This window comes from Arthrobacter citreus, from assembly GCF_038405225.1.
Classification (GTDB): Bacteria; Actinomycetota; Actinomycetes; order Actinomycetales; family Micrococcaceae; genus Arthrobacter_B; species Arthrobacter_B citreus_A.
The window spans coordinates 2,470,293-2,491,273 of sequence record NZ_CP151657.1; the positions used below are offsets into that span (position 1 = coordinate 2,470,293).

At 65.4% G+C, this 20,981-nt stretch carries 20 protein-coding genes; 6 read left to right on the forward strand and 14 right to left on the reverse strand.

Annotated elements, in window-relative coordinates; translation table 11 throughout:
• Positions 1 to 11: 11 nt before the first annotated feature.
• From AAE021_RS11430 to AAE021_RS11445, 4 genes are read right to left on the reverse strand one after another with little or no spacing between them, the layout of a single operon-like run.
• Positions 12 to 1,811, reverse strand: coding sequence for an ABC transporter ATP-binding protein (locus AAE021_RS11430; protein ID WP_342022454.1), 1,800 nt, complete (start codon positions 1,809 to 1,811; stop codon positions 12 to 14).
• Between the two features lie 3 nt (positions 1,812 to 1,814).
• The gene (locus tag AAE021_RS11435; protein WP_342025398.1) at positions 1,815 to 2,693 is read right to left on the reverse strand and encodes an ABC transporter permease; all 879 of its coding nucleotides are present in this window, start codon (positions 2,691 to 2,693) and stop codon (positions 1,815 to 1,817) included.
• A gap of 13 nt (positions 2,694 to 2,706) precedes the next feature.
• Positions 2,707 to 3,654, reverse strand: coding sequence for an ABC transporter permease (locus AAE021_RS11440; protein ID WP_342022455.1), 948 nt, complete (start codon positions 3,652 to 3,654; stop codon positions 2,707 to 2,709).
• Positions 3,655 to 3,661: 7 nt separating this feature from the next.
• Entirely contained in the window at positions 3,662 to 5,176 is a 1,515-nt protein-coding gene (locus tag AAE021_RS11445; RefSeq protein ID WP_342022456.1) for an ABC transporter substrate-binding protein, read from the reverse strand.
• A 173-nt stretch (positions 5,177 to 5,349) separates the two neighbouring features.
• Here AAE021_RS11445 and AAE021_RS11450 point away from each other — a divergent pair, with 173 nt between their 5' ends.
• Positions 5,350 to 6,105, forward strand: coding sequence for a FadR/GntR family transcriptional regulator (locus tag AAE021_RS11450; RefSeq protein WP_342022457.1), 756 nt, complete (start codon positions 5,350 to 5,352; stop codon positions 6,103 to 6,105).
• Positions 6,106 to 6,249: 144 nt separating this feature from the next.
• On the opposite strand, the gene AAE021_RS11455 is transcribed toward AAE021_RS11450, so the two are convergent.
• Positions 6,250 to 6,453: a cold-shock protein gene (locus tag AAE021_RS11455; protein ID WP_104055094.1), complete on the reverse strand. Its 204-nt coding sequence runs from the start codon at positions 6,451 to 6,453 to the stop codon at positions 6,250 to 6,252.
• A 212-nt stretch (positions 6,454 to 6,665) separates the two neighbouring features.
• On the opposite strand from AAE021_RS11455, the gene glsA reads away from it, so the two are divergent.
• Positions 6,666 to 8,549: a glutaminase A gene (gene glsA, locus AAE021_RS11460; protein ID WP_342022458.1), complete on the forward strand. Its 1,884-nt coding sequence runs from the start codon at positions 6,666 to 6,668 to the stop codon at positions 8,547 to 8,549.
• A 299-nt stretch (positions 8,550 to 8,848) separates the two neighbouring features.
• On the opposite strand, the gene AAE021_RS11465 is transcribed toward glsA, so the two are convergent.
• The 5 genes from AAE021_RS11465 to AAE021_RS11485 form a co-directional block, all read right to left on the reverse strand.
• Positions 8,849 to 9,052 (reverse strand): cold-shock protein, encoded by a 204-nt coding sequence (locus AAE021_RS11465; protein ID WP_104055090.1) that lies wholly within the window; start codon positions 9,050 to 9,052, stop codon positions 8,849 to 8,851.
• A 291-nt stretch (positions 9,053 to 9,343) separates the two neighbouring features.
• On the reverse strand, positions 9,344 to 9,895 hold the full coding sequence (locus AAE021_RS11470; RefSeq protein WP_342022459.1) for a DUF421 domain-containing protein: 552 nt from the start codon (positions 9,893 to 9,895) through the stop codon (positions 9,344 to 9,346).
• Positions 9,896 to 10,074: 179 nt separating this feature from the next.
• Positions 10,075 to 10,542, reverse strand: a complete 468-nt coding sequence (locus tag AAE021_RS11475) for a thioesterase family protein (protein WP_342022460.1) — start codon at positions 10,540 to 10,542, stop codon at positions 10,075 to 10,077.
• 75 nt (positions 10,543 to 10,617) lie between these two features.
• Entirely contained in the window at positions 10,618 to 11,607 is a 990-nt protein-coding gene (locus tag AAE021_RS11480) for an LLM class flavin-dependent oxidoreductase (RefSeq protein ID WP_342022461.1), read from the reverse strand.
• Positions 11,608 to 11,754: 147 nt separating this feature from the next.
• Positions 11,755 to 12,240 (reverse strand): SRPBCC domain-containing protein, encoded by a 486-nt coding sequence (locus tag AAE021_RS11485; RefSeq protein WP_342022462.1) that lies wholly within the window; start codon positions 12,238 to 12,240, stop codon positions 11,755 to 11,757.
• 126 nt (positions 12,241 to 12,366) lie between these two features.
• Here AAE021_RS11485 and AAE021_RS11490 point away from each other — a divergent pair, with 126 nt between their 5' ends.
• Positions 12,367 to 12,624, forward strand: coding sequence for a DUF3253 domain-containing protein (locus tag AAE021_RS11490; protein WP_342022463.1), 258 nt, complete (start codon positions 12,367 to 12,369; stop codon positions 12,622 to 12,624).
• 167 nt (positions 12,625 to 12,791) lie between these two features.
• Positions 12,792 to 14,303 carry a sodium/proline symporter PutP gene (gene putP / locus AAE021_RS11495; protein ID WP_342022464.1) on the forward strand — a complete coding sequence of 504 codons (1,512 nt, stop codon included), beginning with the start codon at positions 12,792 to 12,794 and terminating at the stop codon, positions 14,301 to 14,303.
• A 144-nt stretch (positions 14,304 to 14,447) separates the two neighbouring features.
• Here the strand turns inward: putP and AAE021_RS11500 are convergent, their stop codons facing one another.
• Entirely contained in the window at positions 14,448 to 15,419 is a 972-nt protein-coding gene (locus tag AAE021_RS11500) for an L-lactate dehydrogenase (RefSeq protein ID WP_342025399.1), read from the reverse strand.
• Positions 15,420 to 15,604: 185 nt separating this feature from the next.
• Here AAE021_RS11500 and AAE021_RS11505 point away from each other — a divergent pair, with 185 nt between their 5' ends.
• Both AAE021_RS11505 and AAE021_RS11510 read left to right on the forward strand, forming a co-directional pair.
• Positions 15,605 to 16,057, forward strand: coding sequence for a hypothetical protein (locus tag AAE021_RS11505; RefSeq protein ID WP_342022465.1), 453 nt, complete (start codon positions 15,605 to 15,607; stop codon positions 16,055 to 16,057).
• Positions 16,054 to 16,761 carry a hypothetical protein gene (locus tag AAE021_RS11510; protein ID WP_342022466.1) on the forward strand — a complete coding sequence of 236 codons (708 nt, stop codon included), beginning with the start codon at positions 16,054 to 16,056 and terminating at the stop codon, positions 16,759 to 16,761. The genes AAE021_RS11505 and AAE021_RS11510 overlap by 4 nt, the downstream gene beginning before the upstream one ends.
• A gap of 118 nt (positions 16,762 to 16,879) precedes the next feature.
• On the opposite strand, the gene AAE021_RS11515 is transcribed toward AAE021_RS11510, so the two are convergent.
• Genes AAE021_RS11515 through AAE021_RS11525 form a run of 3 tightly spaced genes read right to left on the reverse strand, consistent with a single transcriptional unit; the run spans position 16,880 to position 20,970 of the window.
• Complete coding sequence (locus AAE021_RS11515) at positions 16,880 to 17,587, reverse strand: GntR family transcriptional regulator (RefSeq protein WP_342022467.1); 708 nt, start codon at positions 17,585 to 17,587, stop codon at positions 16,880 to 16,882.
• Positions 17,577 to 19,238, reverse strand: a complete 1,662-nt coding sequence (locus AAE021_RS11520; protein WP_342022468.1) for an ABC transporter ATP-binding protein — start codon at positions 19,236 to 19,238, stop codon at positions 17,577 to 17,579. Before AAE021_RS11520 ends, AAE021_RS11515 begins: the two co-directional genes overlap by 11 nt.
• Entirely contained in the window at positions 19,222 to 20,970 is a 1,749-nt protein-coding gene (locus tag AAE021_RS11525; RefSeq protein WP_425362481.1) for a gamma-glutamyltransferase family protein, read from the reverse strand. Before AAE021_RS11525 ends, AAE021_RS11520 begins: the two co-directional genes overlap by 17 nt.
• Positions 20,971 to 20,981 lie beyond the last annotated feature (11 nt).

The window sequence follows — 20,981 nt, forward strand, 5'->3', positions numbered from 1 at the left end:
GGAACGCGCGGTTAGTGCTGGGCTTGCCGTGCCGCCAATTCCCCTCGCAGGGTCATGGATGAGGCCACCAGTGTTTTGGTGTAGTCATGCACGGGATTCTCGTAAACCTGGGCTGTCGGGCCGCTTTCGACGATGAGTCCCTGGTTCATGACCACAACGTTGTCGCAGATATGGCGGACGACCCCGAGATCGTGGGACACAAAAACCAGAGTCAGCCGGTACCGGTCCACCAGGTCGGACAGCAGGTTGAGGACCTGGGCCCGGACCGAGACGTCCAGGGCGCTCACCGGCTCGTCGGCAACCAGTACCCGGGGTTCGCAGATCAGTGCGCGGGCGATCGAAATCCGCTGGCGCTGCCCGCCGGAAAACTGGTGCGGAAACCTATCCGCGGCGTCGGGATCCAGCCCCACGGCATTGAGCATTTCCTCCACCTTGTCCCGGTGCCTGCGGGTGCCCGACGGCTGGCCCGGGAGCAGGAGCGGCTCGGCGACGATGTCCCTGACCCGCATCCGGGGATCCAGCGATCCCATCGGGTCCTGGAAGACAATCTGCAGCTGTTGGCGCAGCTGCAGCAGCTGCCGCTCACGGGCGCCGGCCACTTCGTTGCCGGCCACGCGCACGCTGCCCGACGTCGGCTGGTCCAGTCCGGCAAGGATCCGCAGCAGCGTGGACTTCCCGGATCCGGACTCCCCCACCACACCAAAGCGCTGGCCGGCCGCAACGTCGAAGGACACTCCCCTCAGCGCCTGAACCTCCGTGGGCTTTCCGAACAGCGAGCTCCGGCCCCGGCGGTACGTCCGGACGAGATCCTTGACGCTGATGACGGGCTCGGCGGCTTCGGCTTCGGCTTCCGCAGCCGGCTGGCGCGCCGCGGCCGCGGCGGCGGCGGCGGCCGCGGGTTCGCGTGCCGCCGCGGACGACGCCGGCCGCCCGGGCTGGGAGGGAAGCGGCACCCCGGGCGGGGAGGCAAGCGGCGGTGCGTACTCCGCCGCGGATGCGACGGTGAAGAGCCGGCCCCGGCTGTCCGTGGCCTCCAAGTCGGAGGCGCCCAGCAAGGCCTTGGTGTACAGGTGCTGCGGGCGGGTGAAGACGTTGTCGGCTGATCCTTCCTCCACCACCCGCCCGTTGTTCATCACGAGGACGCGTTCACAGATGTTGGCAACTACTGAGAGGTCATGGGTGATGAAGAGCAGGCCGGTCTCTCTCTCACTGACCGCTTCCAGTACAAGATCCAGCACCTGGCGCTGCACCGTGACGTCCAGCGCCGTGGTGGGTTCGTCGCAGATCAGCAAAGCGGGGTCATTGGCCAACGCCATGGCCAGCATGACGCGCTGGCGCTGACCGCCGGACAGCTGATGCGGATACGCGGCGGCAGCCTCAGCCGGATCGGGCAGCCGGACCGATGCGAGCAGCTCCACCGCCCTGGTGGCAGCCTCCCGGGAGCTGCCGGCGGTGCGGTGCTTAAGCATCACCTCGGCCACCTGCTTTCCCACCTTCATCAGGGGGTTGAGCGCGGTGAGGGGTTCCTGGAACACCATGGTCATGGCGTTGCCGCGGATCCGGCGCAGCCGCGCGTCGGGCGCACCCACCAGGTTCTGGTCCGTTCCGGCCAGATGAATGGATCCGGTGGCTTCCACGCCGTCGGGCAGTAGGCCCATCAGGGCAGTTGCGGTCATCGACTTGCCGGAACCGGATTCACCAATGAGCCCCACCCGTTCGCCCCGGCCCAGGGTGAGATTGAAGTCTTCCACGAGGACACGGTCCTTCGTGGAGATCGTCAGGCCTTCGACCTGCAGCAGTGGTTCGGGCACGGGCTACCGGCCTCCGTTCAGTTTCGGATCGAAACGGTCGCGAAGTCCGTCTCCCAGCAGGTTGAAACCCAGGACGGCGACGGCGATGGCCGCTCCCGGCCAGATGGCCAGGGTGGGCTGGGTGCCGAGGAACTGCTGGGACTCCTGCAGCATCCGGCCCCAGGACGGAACCGGCGGGGGCGTGCCCAGTCCCAGGAAGGACAGTGCGGCTTCGGCCAGGACGGCAAGGGCAAAGGTCACGGAACACTGGACCACCACCATGCCGGCGATATTGGGCAGGACGTGCCGGCGGGCAATCCGCAGTCCCCGCTGGCTCGAGGCCCGCGCCGCAAGGACGTATTCCGTGCTCATCACCTGCAGGGTGCCACTGCGCGCCACCCTGGCAAAACCCGGGATGGACCCGATGCCGATGGCCACCATGGCCGTTCCGGTTCCTGCGCCGAAAACGGCGCCGAAAACAATGGCCACCAGAAGCGCCGGAAAGGCCAGCAGAATGTCAGTGCCGCGCATGGTCACTTCTTCGGTGATTCCGCCGCGCATGCCGGCCAGAATGCCCAGCGGGGTGCCGACCAGCAGCGCGATGCCCACGGAGATCAGTCCCACGAACAGGGTGATGCGCGCTCCGTACAGAATCCCCGAAAACACATCGCGGCCGTAGCGGTCCGTGCCCATGAGGTGATCGGCGCTGGAACTGAGCAGGCGGTCCTGTGGAACGGCGCGCACCGGGTCATACGGGGTCCAGAAGAAGGAAATCACTGCGGCCAGGACAACGACACCTACCAGCAGCGAGCCCACGATGAGGGTGGCGGAAAAACGGCGCTTCGTGGGGGCAGCCGCTGCCGGAAGGGGGGAACCCGTGGTCCCGGCGGGGATTGGCGCGATGTCGCTCACGGCCCTAGGCCTTCTTTCGGATGCGCGGGTCAAGGACTGTGTACAGGACGTCCACCACAAGGTTGATGATCAGGGTAATGGCAACGAGGACCATCACCACGGATTGGACCGTGAGCAGGTCACGGTTGCCCACGGCGTCCAGGAGCATGGACCCCAACCCGGGGATGACGAAGACCCGTTCGATGACGACGGCGCCGATGATGAGGGCTGCGAGCTGGACGCTGGCCACGGTGAGCACGGGAATGGCCGCGTTGCGCAGTCCATGCTTCACGAGCGCTTCGAGCTTGCCCAGCCCTTTGGCGCGGGCGGTGCGCAGGTAATCCTCGCTCATGATCTCCAGGACCGCCGAGCGGACATATCGGGACAGGACGGCTCCCTGCACCGAGGCAAGGGCCAGGACGGGAAGGCAGACCCGGCGCAGGAAGTCACCGAAGTCCTCGCCCGGCGGCGTCCAGCCATTTGCCGGGAACCAGCCCAGTCCCACCGCGAAGACGACAACCAGCATGATGCCGGCGAGGAAGCCGGGGATGGCCACCCCCACCTGGCTCAGGCCGCTGAGCAGGACGCCGCTGACCTGCCGGTGGCGCACTGCCATCAGGGTGCCGAAAGGAATCGCTATCAGCAGGGCCGCCAGCATCGCCAGTCCCACCAGGATCAGGCTGACCTGGACCCGGTCCAGGACCTGGGGGCTGATGTCCTGCCGGGTCACGTAGCTGACGCCGAAATCTCCGCGGGGCAGCCCCAGTACCCAGTCGAAATACTGCACCACCAGCGGGCGGTCCGTACCGAACTCCCGGCGGGTTGCAGCCAGCAGCTCCGGCGTTGCGTTCACGCCGAGGGCTATCTGTGCCGGATCCCCGGGCACGGCACGCATGAAGAAGAACACGGCGACGGTCGCCGCAATAAAGGTAACCGCAAACCGTGCTGCGTTGATCAGCAGCCTCAGACCCATGGTGGCGCTACTTCCAGCCGATGGACCCCAGGTCCAGGGCTTCCGTGACTGAGTTGGCGGGAATGCCGGTGACGTCAGCATTCGCAACCACGATGTTCGGGAACAGGAAGAGCACTTCGGCGGCGGCGTCGTCGGTAATGGTGCGCACCACTTCCTGCATGCCGGAAATGTAGCCCGCTTCGTCAGCGGTGTCGGCTGCGGCCGCCGTTTCGGCAATGGCTGAGTTGTCGTAGCCGAGGTAGTAGTCCGGGTTGTTGAACATGGTCAGCAGGTCACGGCTCTCCACGGCCAGGACAACGGACATGTCATAGTCATGCTTGGTGAACACCTGGTCCAGCCACACGGCGGGGAACTCGGCGGATTCGATGGTGGCGTTGATGCCCACTTCGGCCAGCTGCGACACCACAATCTCGGAGACGGCCGTGGCATAGGGGCGGGTGGGCACGGTGAAGGTGATGCTGAGATTTTCCGCACCGGCTTCGGCCAGCAGCTCCCGGGATTTCTCCGGATCGTAGGGGTACTTTCCGTTGAGGTCTTCGTAATAGGGATCGGTGGGCGGCACCGGAGCACCGATCAGGGTGCCGTAACCGCTCCATGCCGTGTCGACCACGGCCTGGTTGTCGATGGCATGCAGCACGGCCTGGCGGACGCGGACGTCGTCGAACGGGGCGCGCTTGTTGTTCATGGACAGCATGATTTCGCCGTTGGAGGTCCCGTTCAGCACCTGGTAGGCGGGATCGCTTTCAAAGGATGACAGCAGTTCCGGAGCCTGCATGTTGTGGACAACATCCACATCTCCGGAGCGGAGGGCATTGGTGGTGGCCACGGCGTCGGCAAAGTACTTCAGCGTTGCCGACTCGACCTTCGGTGCCTCTCCCCAGTAGTCGTCCCGGGCCTTCATCTCGATGGACTGACCGCGGTTCCACGCTTCAATGGTGAAAGGGCCGGTGCCGATGGCGGTGGCGGCAAGGTCCTGGACCCCGTTCTCGTCGAACATGGCGCCCACGGGAGTGCCGAGATCAAAGAGCCAGGCGTTGGACGGGCGGGAAAGGACAACCTCCACCTCCGTGTCGCCGAGGACGTTGACGGATTCCACCACGGACATCTTCGTTTTCAGGCTGGAAACCCAGGCGTCGGACAGGACCCGCTCAATGCTGAATTTGACGTCATCCGCGGTGAAGGCCTCGCCGTTCGAGAACGTGACGTCCGGGCGCAGGTTAAAGGTATAGGTGCGGCGGTCATCGCTGATGTCCCACGATTCGGCCAGCAGCGGCTGGATGCTCCCCTCCTGGTCGATCTCGACCAATCCCTCATACACGTTGGACATCAGTGCCTGGGGAATGGCCGCGCCCGCCGTGGTGGTGAAGTCCAGGTTGGTCGGCTCACCGGTGAGCGCCACGGTGATGTCCGTCTGCTCCGAGGATTCAGCGGCTTCGGTTCCGCCCGACCCTGCGGAGCATGCCGAGACGGAAAGTGCCGCGGCCAGGATGACGGCGGGTACCCGGAGGTGGGTGGGTCGCATAAGGATTCTCCTCTAAGAAAGTGCCGCGGACGCCGGTGGCGTCTAGCCAACAGCACGCACATATATATGTCTACACGTTGGACGGTCAGACCAGTGACAAAAAGGGCCCCTAACGCGTGCGCCGCTCCCCACAGGCGGGTACATTCGGTAGTTCCCCACCACCGGAGGACGGCATGAGCAAGATCAGTTTCACCCCGGCCGTGCCCGTGCTGACCTACGAGCGCGTGGTCGAGCAGATCGAAGAAGCCATCCTCTCCGGCACGCTGGAACCGGGACAGCATCTGCCCAGCGAGCGTGAGCTGGTGACCCAGTTCTCCGTCAGCCGCCCCACTGTCCAGGCGGCCCTGCGCGTGCTGCAAAGCAGGGGGCTGATCGCTTCGCGCCCCGGGGTGCGGACAGGACCCGAGGTCCTGCCGCTTTCCGGGCAGGCGCTGGAGCGGTCCTTCAGCACCCTCACGCGCGTGGCAGCCCTGTCCCTTTCCGATCTGGTGCAGTTCCGGATCATCCTGGAAAGTTCGGCCTGCCGCCTCGCCGCTTCCCTCCACACGGAGGATCAGCTGGAAGCCATGGCGTCCGCCGTCGGCCGCATGGAAGGAGCTGTACACGATGCCAACTGCTTCAATCGTGCGGATCTGGACTTTCACACCGCCGTTTGGGAAGCAAGCCGGAACATTCTCCTTCAAACCAGCGGCCAGGCCGTGTCAGCGGCGATCCTTGGCCTGATGAATGACCGGATTTCGCTGGCTCCGGATCCCCGCCGCGCCATGGAAGAGTCGGCTGCCAGCGACAGAGTCCTCCTTGAAGCCATCACCGCGGGAAACAGCGCGGCCGCCGGCACGCATGCCCGCCGGGCTATCTCGGACCATTTTGCCCACTCTTTGGATAACCGCGGTAAAAAGGCACTCAGCGCACTCATGAGCGAGGATTAGACCCGTTTTTCCTGCCCTGGGCTGCTGCCCGACTTTATGGCTGAAGCCGCTTTTCGCCCGGATCGCTTAACGCAGAAGCAGGACGGGAAAAATTCCCGTCCTGCATCTTATTCAAGCCGTTCCCGAAGGAACCCAAATCTAGATTTAGAGGGCCTGGATGTTTACGGCCTGGGGACCCTTGGGGCCCTGCTCGGTGTCGAAGCTAACCTTCTGGTTCTCTTCGAGGGAGCGGTAGCCACTCGAGTTGATAGCGGAGTAGTGAGCGAAAACGTCGGCGCTTCCGTCATCGGGCTCGATGAAGCCGAAGCCCTTTTCGGAGTTGAACCATTTCACGGTACCTGTTGCCATTTTTAATCATCCTTCTAAAGAAACCACCCCCGACCTTCGAGGAGTTTCACGCTGCGGCGCCGTATGCGGCAACCTATAGAAAAAGCGGCTGGCCCTTGATGTGGGCTTCGCCGCTTGAACACAGAATGCCCAACGCTACAACTTCGTCCAGTATACACAGGGCCCCCCGGGCGCGGCACCCCATGAACCGTACTACTCGTTAAGCTGAAGGTATGCGTTCTGCAACCGTTTCCGCCGCCTCGGGTTCATCCCGGGAGCCGGCGTCCTCCGCCTTCCCGCCCATGCCTTCTCCCATCAAAACCTACTTGGAACAAATCCACGCCGAAATCGCGGAGCTGAAGGACGGCAAGCCCTACAGCAGCATTCCGGCCATGGCCAACGTGGATCCGGACAACTTCGGCATAGCGCTGGCAACAGCCGACGGGTACGTGTACGAAATCGGCGACACCCGGGAAGAGTTCAGCATCCAGTCCATCTCCAAGCCCTTCACCTACGGCCTGGCCCTGGCGGACCGCGGAATGGAGGCGGTGGACGCGAAAGTGGACGTGGAACCTTCCGGGGATTCCTTCAACGAAATGTCCCTGGCCGAAGGCACGGGGCGCCCGGCCAACGCCATGATCAACGCCGGTGCCCTCACCGCCACCTCCCTGGTCCGCGGTTCCGGCGGGATCACCCGCTTCAACCGGATCCTCAACACGTACTCCGCCTTCGCGGGACGCCAGCTGTCCGTCAGCGAACGCATCTACCGGTCCGAACTGAAATCCGGGCACCGCAACCACGCGCTGGCCTACCTGCTGCGGTCCTTCGACATCATCGAGTCCGACCCCACCCCGGTCATCAAGGACTATTTCCGCCAGTGCTCGGTAATGGTTAACGCCCTGGACCTGTCCATGATGGCTGCCACGCTGGCCAACAGCGGGCGGAACCCGCTCTCGGGCGACCAGGTGCTGGATATCGTGTCGGTTGAACGCGTCCTCTCGGTGATGGCCACCTGCGGCATGTACGACGACGCCGGCGCCTGGCTTTCCAGCGTCGGCATGCCGGCCAAATCCGGGGTGGGCGGCGGAACCATTGCCGTACTGCCGGGACAGGTGGGGCTTGCTGTCTACTCGCCTCCGCTGGATGCGCACGGATCAAGTGTCCGCGGGGTGGCCACAAGCCAGCGGATCTCGCACGACATGCAGCTGCACTTTGTGCGGGCGGCACGGACCGGCCGCTCGGCCATCCGCAATGTCTATGACATAACGGCCGCACCGTCCGGAGTGCGGCGCACCGACGAAGCCACCGAGGTGCTGCGGGGCCACGGCCACCGGGCGCAGGTCCTGGAGCTCAACGGCGATTTGCTCTTCGCCGGCGCTGAGTCCGTGGTCCGCGCCCTGTCCAGCCTGGACGAGGACACCGAAATTGTGGTTCTTGACCTGCGCAGCGTCGATGAAGTGTCCGAGGTGGCGCTCCGGCTGTTCGCCGAGTCCGCCGAGATGCTCGCCGAAAGCGGCCGCGGGCTGGTGCTGGTGGACGGCGAGGGAACCGTCACTGACGATCTGGCCGGCCGCGGACTGGAGGTCCCCTCCTTCCCCACCCGCAATGCCGCCGTCGAATACTGCGAGAGCAGGCTCATTGATACCTACGGGACCGAGTTGGTCATGCCCGACGTCATGGAGCCCATTGATTCTCCGGCCCTGAACCAGCTGTCCCCCGAGGACGCCCAAGCGGTCCAGGACCGGATGGAGGAACGGGAGTACGACGACGGCGATGTGGTCCGGCGGGTCGGACAGCGGTTCGGCGGAGTGTTCTTCATCGTTTCGGGCACCATCGCCACATCGATGCCCGCGCCTGACGGTTCCCGGATCAAGCTCACCACCCTGGGTCCTGGCATGACGTTCGGGGAAATGGCCCTGGGTACGGACAAGCGGCAGGAGACCACGGTGAAGGCAGGCGGCCATGTCCGGCTCAAGATCCTCACCGCGGATGCCATGGATTCCCTTGAAGCGGAAAACCCGCGCCTGGCCGTGGAGCTTTGGAAGGCGCTCACCCGTGACGCTTACACCCGGGTGGAGCAGTATCTGCGTGAAAGTGCGCTGCGCGCCCGCGACTGACACACGGGGCTTCCCGTCCGGATTGTGTGAGTCCGACATTCCGGGCGGGCGCCGCCGGAGTACCGCCGACCAGGCCGGGCGGTGTGCTGGGAGTCAAGCCGCAGAGGGCCGGCACGGGTTCCCACCCTGTGTGGCTGCTGTGACGGTTGGTGCCACACCCGCCCCGGGAATGCTCAAACAGTGGGAAGCCGTGCGCAGCACGCCGCACATGGCCGCCGGTTAAACACAAAAGCAGGACGGGAAACCCGTCCTGCTTTTGTAAGGCAGATCAGTACAAGTACTGAACCAAAGTCTCTAAATTAGAGCGCCTGGATGTTCGTAGCCTGGGGACCCTTGGGGCCCTGCTCGGTATCAAAGCTAACCTTCTGGTTCTCGTCCAGGGACTTGTAACCATTGGAGTTGATAGCGGAGTAGTGAGCGAACACGTCGGCGCTGCCGTCATCGGGCTCGATGAAGCCGAAGCCCTTTTCGGAGTTGAACCATTTTACGGTACCTGTAGCCATTTTAATATTCCTTCTGGAGTGAAGCATAATCCCGACTTTCGGGGAGCTTCAGTCGCGGTGTGCCTTTTACCGCTTCTACAGAAAAAGCGGCTAGCCCGTTTGGGGTTTCGCCACTTGAAATACAAAATGCGCAACAACCAACAACTGAGTAAGACTCTACACCACTTTTGCCCAAAGGGATAACCGGTCATTCCCCGGGCCGTTTTTTCCAGTACTGGCGCGCGGCGGGAGCTGGGTTCAGAGCCGGGTTCAGAGCCGGATTCACGGGCCCCCGGGAGATGCCCCGCCCCGCTATCCGGGCATCAGCAGATGGGCGGGAATGGCACTCTTGTCCCTGATCCGACGCAGCAGCACCGGATTGATCAGCTCTCCACGGCGCAGCACGCTGACGTCGCCCGTCGGTTCCAGGATGACCAGGGCCACTTCGGAGAAGTTTCTGATGCCGGCCTGCCGCAGCTTGAAGTACAGCTCGTCTTCCTGAATGCGGGCGGCATCCAACCCGGACTGGACAACATCTTCCCCGGCCATGAGGAGGATCGGTTGACTCGACAGGTACGCGCCGCGCTTGGTCCGGCGCAGCACGGCCTCCACCTGGAACAGGGCGATCATGGTGACCAGGCCAATAATTCCGGCCAGCAGGGTGGGTGTGTTCCCCAGGACAACGCGCCCCAGCACCGAGCCGAAGGCAATCACAATTGCCTTGTCCATGGTGGACCAACTGGCTAGGGTACGCTGGCCCGCTATTCGAATGAGGACGAAGAAGGCTGCATATATGCCAATGGCCGACAGGACCACCGAGAGCGCTTCCAGCGGCGAGATTCCGAGGTTTTGCCACACGGCCATACTCCTCATGTTGAACGGATGGAACCGTGTTCCCGGTTCCGGACGTTCAGCGGCAGGGGTGATGGCCGGGGATGTTGGGTGTGTTTCGGGGAGGCACCGGCAGCCACTGTGTCCGATTAAAAGCTGTGTCCGACAGAAAAAGGCTAGCCGGGCTGCGATGCCGGCGACAGGGTCGGAAGCTAGAAGACCGACGCGCCAAGATAGGGCAGCATGAGGTCCTTCTGCTCGGGGGCAATCCGCAGGAGCCTGCCGGTACCGCCGTCGACGAAGGCAAGGGTGGTTTCCGCCTTGGCACACGTTTGTCCGGTTACCGGGTCGCGGATGACATAGGCAATGGTGAGGCTGGCGCCCTTGAGCGCGCTGATCCATACGGCGATGTCGGCCGGAATGTTCCGATAGGTCAGTGGTGACAGGTATTTCACCCGATGTTCAGCGACCAGGGCCTGCGTGCCGGCAGGCACGTTATTAAAGAGGGCAACCACCGGCTCCCGGCCCGGCCCTCCGGTGCCGCCGGGCGGCCCGAAGGCATGGATGCGGGCTTCCTCCAGGATCCGGAGTATCTCCACGTTGTTCACGTGGCCGTAGGCATCCATGTCGCCCCAGCGCATGCCAACGGAGCATTGGATGACCTGCGGTGTCTCAATCATGGTTCGATTCTGGCACAGGCCCGGATGCTCCGGTCCCGGGTGGCCGGCGTGCCACCCGGGACCTTGGGCCGGGTTTTAGGCCTTCGCCAGCTGCGTCTCTGCGGCCAGCAGCTCGAACGAGTGCAGCCGTGATTCGAGGGTCGGCGTCTGGGTGGCAACAATCAGCTCGTCGGCGTCCGCGTGCGTGGTGAACCAGTCCAGGTACTCGCGGACCTCGGCGGGTGTGCCGACGGCGGAGTAACGGCCCATCTGCTTCACCTGCTGGCCGCCCGGGGATTCCAGGATGAGGTCGGCTTCCTCGGGAGTGAACGTCCGGTCCCGGCCAAAGAGCTGGGTGACCCGGCGGCGCTGTCCATCCTCGAACATCTGCCGTGCTTCTTCCGTGGTGTCCGCGGCGATGACGTTGACTCCGGCAATCACATACGGCTCGGCCAGCTGCTCGGACGGGCGGAAGTCGCGGCGGTAGATGGCCACGGCGTCCTGCAGCGCCTGCGGAGCAAAGTGCGAAGCAAAGGAGTACGGCAGCCCCAGCGCAGCAGCGAGCTTGGCTCCGAACAGCGACGATCCCAGGATGTACAGCGGCACGTTGGTGCCCTTGCCCGGGGTGGCTTCAATGCCGGGGATCAGGGTGTTGCCGGTGAGGTAGCCCTGCAGCTCCTGGACGTCCTGCGGGAAGCTGTCGGAGGACATGGGATCGCGTCGCAGCGCGCGCATCGTCTTCTGATCACTCCCGGGCGCCCGGCCGAGGCCCAGGTCAATCCGGCCGGGGAAGAGGGTTTCCAGCGTGCCGAACTGCTCGGCAATGGTCAGCGGCGCATGGTTGGGGAGCATGACTCCCCCGGCCCCCAGGCGGATGGTGGACGTGTTGGCGGCGATGTACCCCACCAGGACACTCGTGGCTGATGAAGCGATGGTGGGCATGTTGTGATGCTCGGCGTACCAAATGCGCGTGTAGCCCAGCTTTTCGGCGTGCTGGGCCAGGGCCAGGCTGGACGCGAAGGAATCGCGCGCGGTTTCGCCCTCGTCGATGATGGCCAGATCGAGGATCGAAAGCGGGACAGTCATAAAAGTTGGAGCCTTTCGTTGCGCAGGTGTCCCAAGCCGTTTGCCCGGACACGTTAGTAAGGTGCAACCGCAAAGACCGCTGCCTTATTTCACGCCCGTCAGGTGAGAGGGCACACCGCGGACGACGACGGCGGCGGACTCTGCCGCTTATCCGCTGCGGTGCCGCGCAAGATAGCGTGACAGCCGGTCAAAAGAGGAGTTCCACCCCGCCTGGTGCCCTTCGATGTCCCGGCGGTCTGAGAAAGGGCCTTGCCGAAACGTCATGCGCGTCCCGTCGTCGTGCGCAGCCAAGTCAACGCTGATCAGGGTTTCCGCGCTTGCCGCGCTTCCGTCCGCGGCCTGCCATTCCTGCGTCATGGCCAGGTGGTTTGGCGGATCGAGCTCCTGGAGGGTGCCTCCCCACCACAGCTCGTCACCGGTGATGGTGTTGACCATGCACGCACGGTAGGTCCCGCCCACCCGCCCGTCGATGCTCACGCGGTCCGCCGGAACAATGAAGCCCTCGGGTCCCCACCAGTCGGTGGCGCGGGACAGGGTGGTCCAGGCTTCGTAAACATCCCGCTGGGAAACCGGGAAGTCCCGGACCATCAGCAGTTCATTGTCGGAGCCCTGCGGAGATACCGGATCGCCCATGGCGTTTCCTCTCGATCAGCGGAAGCCTCTTCTCCAGTGTGGCCCGCCGGGTCCGGTTCGGGGATCCCCTCCCCGGTTCTTCCTTTGACGGGAGGCAATGCCGGCCTGCCGGGGCAGAATGATGGGATGGACAACCGGGACCGGCACTTGGAAGAGACCATCCTGGCACTGCTGGCTGCCCGCGCGGAGACCTCCAGCATCTGCCCCTCCGATGCGGCCCGTGCGGTTGAACCCGACGATTGGCGGCCGCTGATGGAGCCGGCCCGGCAGGCGGCCGCCCGGCTCATGGAGCGCGGGGATGTGGAGATTACCCAGCGCGGCGAGGTGATCGACCCGGCAACTGCCAGGGGTCCGATCCGGATCCGGCTCCCCAGGAAGCTATGATGCCTCCGCGGAAGGGGTTCTGACGCCGGTCGGAGCACTCCGCAGCTTCCGTTGACCTCTGGCACGGTGAGCACTCGATTTCCCGGCCGGTGTGACCGTTGGCATACTTGGACGGGCCTTCGGGCCGGACCGCGATACGTAACCAGAGTGAACGGCTAAGAAAAACAATGACTGACCAGACGTACAAGCTGATCGCCATGGCGATCTACATGCTCGCCATGCTGGCGATTGGCTGGTGGGCCTACCGGCGCACCACCGACCTCGACGACTACATGCTGGCTGGACGGGACCTCAAGCCGGGAGTGGCCGCGCTGAGTGCCGGCGCATCCGATATGTCCGGGTGGCTGCTGATGGGCCTGCCGGGTGCCATCTACGTCTCCGGTCTGGTGGAGGGCTGGATCGCCGTTGGCCTCACTGCCGGCGCGTGGCTGAACTGGAAGTTCGTTGCCCCGCGGCTTCGTTCCTACACTCTGGTGTCGAATAACTCCATCACCGTTCCCAGCTTCCTGGAGAACCGGCTCAAGGACCGCTCCCGCGTGCTGCGCGTGGTCTCGGGCCTGATCATCCTGGTGTTCTTCACGTTCTACGTATCCTCCGGCATGGTGGCCGGTGGTGTCTTCTTCGAGAGCTCCTTCGGCTCCTCCTACCTGCTGGGCATGCTGATCGTGGCCGGCGTGACCATCGCTTACACCCTCTTCGGCGGCTTCCTCGCCGCCAGCTACACCGACGTCGTGCAGGGCCTGATGATGCTGGCCGCGTTGGTTCTCGTGCCGCTGGTGGGTCTGGGCCAAGTTGGCGGCTTGGGCGGCATGACCGATTCCCTGCGCGAAATCAACCCGGACATGCTGGATCCGATTGCCGGCGGCACCGCCGTCGGGATCATCTCCGCCCTGGCCTGGGGCCTGGGCTACTTCGGCCAGCCCCACATCATTGTCCGCTTCATGGCGCTGCGCTCCCCCGCCGATGCCAAAGCCGGACGCCGCATTGGTGTTGGCTGGATGCTCCTGACCGTGCTTGGCGCGCTCATGACGGCGCTGATCGGTGCCGCGTACTTCCAGCAGAACAACCTTTCGATCTCTGATCCCGAGGCTGTGTTCCTGGAGCTGTCGCAGATCTTCTTCCACCCGCTGGTCGCCGGGTTTGTGCTGGCAGCAGTGCTGGCCGCGATTATGAGCACCATTTCCTCGCAGCTGATCGTGACGTCCTCGGCGCTCGTGGAGGACCTGTACAAGATCGCTTTGAAGCGCGACGCTTCTCCGAAGTCCATGGTCATGCTCGGACGCCTGGGGGTGCTGGTGGTCTCGGTCGTTTCGATCCTGATTGCCCTGGACCGCAACGCCTCGATCCTGGACCTGGTGGGCTTTGCCTGGGCCGGGTTCGGTGCGGCGTTCGGCCCCACTATCCTGCTGGCGCTCTACTGGCGCCGCCTCACCACCGCCGGTGCACTGGCCGGCATGATCGCCGGCGCGCTCGTTGCGTTCCTGTGGGGCACCTTCGAGATGCCGGGCGTCCTGGGCGATGTCTACGAGATCATCCCGGGCTTCCTGATCAACCTGCTGCTGACCGTGGTGGTCAGCAGGTTCACCTACAAGCCGTCCGCTGAGATCGACGCCGAATTCGACGACGCCGTGCGAATTTCCAAGGACGGCGCCGTACCGGCAGAGCCCGCCCGCGCCTAGCTCCGCGCGCGCCTGACGGCGCATCCGCGCTGGAGGCTGCCGGCAGGACAGGCTGGACAAGCAGGCCACGACGGCGGGGAACTCCCGGATTCAGGGAGTTCCCCGCCGTCGTGCGCGTTAAGGCTCCTGCCCTCAGGACTCCGGTCACGGTCCCTCAACACCAAGTTGTGAAAGAGTGCCGTGCAGGGTCTCCGCGGAGTCCTGCAGCTTCTTGGTTTCGGTCTCATCCAGGGGCATCTCCAGCATTCCGTACACCCCGTTGATGCCGACAATCGAGGGCAGCGACAGCGCCACCCCGCTGATGCCGTACTCCCCCTGCAGCGTGGCCGAGACCGGCAGCACGGCATTTTGCGCCTGCATGACCGCCTCCACGATCCTCACCCCGGCCAAGCCGATGGCGTAGTTGGTGGCACCCTTGCCCTCGATGACCCGGTACGCCGCGTTGACGACGTCGTCAGTCACCGCATCCAGGTACTCCTGGGTGAAGACCTGCCGGCCGCTGATCTGCCAGTCCCGGATGGGGACCGGCCCGATCGAGGCGCTGGACCACACCGGAAATTCCGAGTCACCGTGCTCACCAATGATGGTGGCGTGCACGCTTGTCATCAGCACGTGCGCTTCGCGGGCCAGCAGCAGCCGCAGGCGGGAGGTGTCCAGCACCGTCCCGGAGGAGAAGATCCGGTTCCGCGGCAGCCCGGAGACCTTTTGGGCGGCCACGGTCAGCACGTCGCAGGGGTTGGTCACCACAATGTAAACGGCGTCCGGAGCCTGCTCCATGAGCTGGACCATGAGCTTTGAAATGATGTCCACGTTCACCCCGGCCAGCTCAAGCCGTGTTTGCCCCGGCTTCTGCCGCGCTCCGGCGGTAATGACGATGACGTCCGAGCCGGCGAGCGCCTCAATGTTTCCGCCGCCGGTGACCGTGTTGGCGCCGGTGAACTGCGTGCCGTGCGCCAGGTCCAGGCCCTCAGCCTCCGCCCGGACGGCGTCGATGTCGTAGATGGCAATTTCCCGCGCGGCGTCGCGGATGATGGCGGCGTAGGCAAGGGACGTTCCCACGCTCCCCGCGCCGACAATTCCCAGCTTGGTAACCGGTCTGGTGGTGATGTTGGCCATGGCTCGAGCCTCGCTCACGGTTGGAGGGATCCCCCTTCCTAGAAATGGTAGGCGTGGGCCACAGGCATGGGAACGGCACCGGCGCTGCGCCGACCGCCCGCCCCCGGAACCGCCGTAGCCACCGGTGCGAAAAAAATTGTCACCCAGGGGTTTACAGGACCCGCAGGGGCGCGCACACTCTAACCATGAACAGTCACCCCCGGGATGACAGCAGGGCATCCACTCCGGACGAAGCCTCGTGGGACAGCGCCTTATCCCACCGGCCGCAGGAGGAACGTGCCGCCGCCGCCGCCCGTTTCGAAGCCGCAGGATTGTCAGCGGCACACGTTCAATCAGTGCTGGCCGACGGCGGAGACCGCTTGTACGCGGCAGCCTCCGCCGGCGAACCGGGCTGGGCAACCCCCTTTGGGGGAACCCTCGCCGTGGCGCTGCTTGCCGCCGAAGTTGGAGCCCTGGCCGCGCAGCTCGGCCGCAGGGCATCCGGCATACGGTCCGTCGCCGCCGCCGACCTGCTGGAGGACTTCAGCGCGGTCACGGTGGCTGAAGAGCTGGGTGTGTCCCGGCAGAAAATATACGAAATCGCCCGGGGTGGCCTGCGTGGCCCGCACCTGGACACTGTTCCCTGGAGGTCCCCGTGAAATCGATCAATGAGCGCGTCTCACTGCCGGACGCGCAAACCCACTATCTGGTCCATCCGCTGGATGTTGAACCGGCCCGGCAGCCGTTCATCATTTCCTGGGTGCTCGGCATCCTGGGATCACCGCAGGTGTTTGCCGCCGCGGCAGCCCTGATGTGGGTCGTGACCAACAGTTTTGTCATTCCGTTCATCGCCGCCGGTTCGCTGCTGCTCTTCGCCAACCTTGCCTCGGCCTACTTCCGGCGGACGGCTTGGGGGTTCATCCCTGGCAAACGCAGGGACAGCGACCGCCAGCTGCGGGGGCTGAACCTCCTGGCGGCGGTCCTTGAGGCCCTGGCGCTGGCCGCATCCGTCATCCTGCTTATTCTGTGGTTTGCCAACCGTGATGTGTCCCCCGAGGTGGCGGCCTTCACCGCCGGAACCGTCTGCGCCGTGGCGGTGCTCATGGCCGCCGACGTGGTGGTGACCGCGGTCCGGACGCGCAGCGGAGCCGCCGTCCTGGCACCGCTCGTCAACCTGCTGGCCGTTGCCGCGGTGTCCTGGTGGGGCTTCCTGGTTATCGCCGGGCGGACCGGTCCGCTGAGCTGGTCCACCGCCATCGCCGGTGCCGCGGTGCTGCTGCTGGTCTGGGGCATCTGGCTGGCCTGGACCGTGTGGCAGCGCCGGCGGATTGCGCGCAGCGGCTCGGCTGCAGCCGCGGCCTAGCCGGGACTGGTCCTCCCCCGGACCGGATCCCGCCTTGGACCGATCCCGCAAGGATGGCGGAAACTGCTGTTCCGGACGCCCGGAGCAGCAGTTTCCGCCATCTCGCGTGTGGTGGCTCTTAGTCCTTGGGGGATGCCGGGGTGAACCTGCTCAGGTAGCCGGACCGGGACTGGGTGACGTGGGCAGCCATCAGCTCCTGCGCCCGCACGGCGTCGCCGGAATCGACGGCTGTCATGATGAGCCGGTGCTCGCTCCATGAATCCTTGCCGCGGTTATCAACGTCGGCCGCGTAAAGCCACTCGATCTTTCCTGCCAGCTGGCGCAGCAGCGCCGTCAGAGACCGGCTCTCCGCAAGCTCCGCCACCGCCAGATGGAACGCAACGTTGAGTTCGGGCAGTTTCTCCAGCGTCCCCTCGGCTACGGCCTGGTCTCCGGCCGCAAGGATCTCGGCGATCCGGCCCCGGAAAGTCCACCACTCGTCGTCGGGCGCTCCTGCTGACAGCTGCCGGGCGGCGCGTTCGGCAGCCCGGCGGGCGGTGGCCGTCTCGACAACCGTCCGCACGGCAAAGAGGTCATCCGCCTCCTCCAGCGGAATGTTGGACACGGTGGAACCCGCATACGGCCGGGACTCAACAAAACCCTCTGCTTCGAGCGTGCGCAGCGCTTCCCGGACCGGGACGCGCGAGCTGCCGTACTTCCGGGCCAGGGCGGCCTCGGTGATGCGCTTGCCCGGAGTCAGGACACCAAAAATGATGTCCCGCCGGATTTCGTCCTCGATCCGCTCTTTGGGAAGGGCACTGTCGCTGACTGCCGGTTCAGCGGGCAAATGCCGCTCCTGGAATCGCGCTGAGCAGCTCGGAGGTGTAGTCCTGCTGCGGGGCCAGGAAAACCTGGTCCGCGGTACCGCTTTCAATGACTTTTCCGGTCTTCATGACTACTACATTATGTGCAATTTGCCGCACCACTGCGAGGTCATGGGTGATGAACAGATAGGTCAGGCCAAGTCTGTCCTGCAGGTCCGCCAGCAGGGACAGGATTTGGTCCTGGACAAGCACATCCAGCGCGGACACCGCCTCGTCGCAGATGAGCAGTTCCGGTTCCGGTGCCAGGGCCCGGGCAATGGCCACCCGCTGGCGTTGACCGCCGGAGAGCTCGTTGGGGCGCCGCTGGGCAATTCCGCGCGGCAGGGCCACCTGGTCCAGCAGCTCGGCCACCCGGTTGCGGCGGCTGACCCGGTCGCCAATGCCGAAGATGCGCAGCGGTTCATCGATCAGCCGCTCAATGCTGTAGGTCGGGTCCAGGGATCCGTAGGGATCCTGGAACACGGGCTGCACCATGCGCCGCAGCTTCCGCCGTTCCGGTCCGCTGGCCGCCGAAATGGACTGCCCGCTCACCAGGGCCTCGCCGCTGGTGGGAGTCTCCAAACCCAGCAGGATACGGGCAACCGTTGTTTTGCCTGACCCTGATTCCCCAACGACGGCGGTGGTGGTTCCCTTCTGGACGCTGAAGGACACATCGTCCAGGGCTTTCACCATCGATCCACGCTGGCCGCGCAGCTTGAACTCCTTCACCAGGGACTGAACCTGGACCACGGGGCTTCCGCCCGGCTCCTCCGGTCCGGCCGCGGCGGAGGAGTCCTCAGGGGACAGGGCTGCCGAGATGGACGGCGCCGCCTCCACCAGGGTCTTGGTATAGGCCTCCCGGGGATCCAGCAGGATTTGCCGCGGAGTTCCTTCCTCCACGATCCGCCCATCCGCCATAACGATGATGCGGTCGGTGCGGTCCGCCGCGAGTCCGAGGTCGTGGGTAATAAACAGCAGGGTGGTCCCCCGCGCCTCCACGAGCTTTTGCAGGTGGTTCAGGATCTGCCGCTGGACGGTGACGTCCAGGGCCGACGTCGGCTCGTCGGCAATCAGCAGTTCCGGATCACCGGCCAGGCTGATCGCGATGAGCACGCGCTGGCGCATGCCGCCCGAAAATTCATGCGGGTACTGGCCGTAGCGGCGCTCGGCGTCGGGAATTCCCGCTTCGGCCATGAGCTCGACGGCGCGTGCCTTGACGCCGGCGGAACTCTTGTCGGAGACGCCGGGCAGCCCGTTGGCCACCAGGGCGTCGGCGATTTGTGCGCCCACTTTCATGGCCGGGTTCAGGTTGGACATGGGATCCTGCGGCACCAGTCCGATGCGCCGGCCGCGGATGCCGCGCATCAGCGATTCCGGGGCAGAGGCCAGGTCATCCCCTTCCAGCAGGATGGAACCGCCCGTGATCCGTCCGCCTCCGGGCAGCAGCCGCAGCACGGCCGCGATGGTGGTGGACTTGCCGGACCCGGACTGGCCCACGATGGCTACCCGCTCGCCGCGGCGCAGGTCCAAACTGATGCCGTGCAGCACCGGGGTTCCGGAGAAGCTGACCTCGAGGTCACGGATGGCCAGCAGCGTTTCCTGCTGATCCGGTGATGTCTTAGCGTCCTGCTGCATATCCCTGCGCTCCTCGTGGGTTGGCGGCGGCCTTCAACAGGCCGGTTTCGGGGTCGCTGACCACCGAGGACAGGCGTCCAAGCGCCCAGTCTCCGGCGCGTGTGACAACATGGCCGCGGCGTTCCAGCCCGTTAATGACGTCATCTCCCAGCCGGTCCTCCACCACCGCGCCGCCGGGCGTCCACGTGCGCGGATAGAAGGAACCGGGGATGGAGGTGGTGTGCAGGGCGGGCGCGTCCACAGCCTGCTGCGGCGAATAGCCGCCCACGAGCGTGCGGAGCAGATACAGCAGCTGCCACTGGTCCTGCTGGTCGCCGCCCGGGGACCCCAGGGCGGTCACAGGCTTGCCGTCCTTGAGCACCAAAGTGGGGGTCAGGGTGGTGCGCGGCCGTTTCCCGGCCGCGAGCGTTGACGGAGCGCCCTCTTCCAGCCAGGTCATTTGCAGGCGCGATCCCAGGCAGAACCCCAGTTCAGGGATGGTCGGCGAGGACTGCAGCCAGCCGCCCGACGGCGTTGCCGAGACCATGTTGCCCCACTGGTCCACGACGTCCACGTGGCAGGTGTCGCCCCGGGTTTCCCCCGTGGGCATCACCGTTGGTTCGCCCACACCGGCGAAGGCTCCCTGTCCGGCCAGGGCCGGCGCAAAGTACTCGGTGCGCAGCGGCGGAAGGAACGGTGTGTGGCCCGGAACCGCCCCGGGCCGGAATTCGTGCGATGCCTGATCGGTGATCAGTGCGCGGCGCTGTGCGGCGTATTCCTCGCTGAGCAGGTAGTCCATGGGCACGTCGGCGTCGCCGTAGTAGGCCTCGCGGTCCGCGATCGCCAGTTTCTGGGCTTCCAGGATGGTGTGGGCCCCCAGTTCGGTGGACGGGTCCAGATATTCGTCCTCGAAGCCGGCCAGGATCGCCAGCGTCTGCAGCAGTGCCGGTCCCTGTCCCCAGGGGCCGGTCTTGGCGATGGTGTGTCCCCGGAACTCGTAGGTGAGGGCCGGTTCATAGCTTGCGCTGCCGGCAGCGAAGTCCGCCAGGGTCATGATCCCGGCGTGGTCCGAGCCGGAGGAGTGCCGGTGCGGAACGGACAGGAACTCCACGGCGGCCTGCGCCACGAATCCCTCACGCCATTCACGGCGTGCCGCATCAATGCGCTCTTCACGGGTTGCTTCCGCAGATCCGGCTGCCGCCAGCCGGTCCAGCACGGCTGCGTAGGCCTCGTTGCGGATGACTTCCCCGTCCGCCGGAATCCGTCCGTCCGGCATCCACAGGGCGGCCGATGTGGGCCAGTGCTCGGTAAAGAGGTCGGCCACGGAGGTGATGGTGGTTCCCACCCGGCCCGCCACGGGATGGCCGTTGCGGGCGTAGCCGACGGCGAACGCGAGCACATCGGTCAGCTCCCAGGTGCCGTGGTCCCGCAGCAGCATCAGCCATGCGTCGACGGCGGCGGGCACGGCGGCTGCCAGGGCGCCGGCGCCGGGCACCAGTTCCAGGCCCTCCGAACGGTAGTGCTCAGGCGTTGCCGCCGCCGGCGCCACACCCTGGCCCATCAGGACCACCGGTTCAGATGGATTGTCGGCGGTCACGAAGACTCCGGTCATGTCCCCGCCCGGTCCGTTCAGGTGGGGTTCCACCACATGCAGGACAAAGGCGGCGGCCGCCGCGGCGTCGAAGGCGTTGCCGCCGCGCTCCAGGACGGCCTGCGCTGAGGCCGTCGCCAGCCAGTGCGTGGACGCGCTCATGCCGAAGGTGC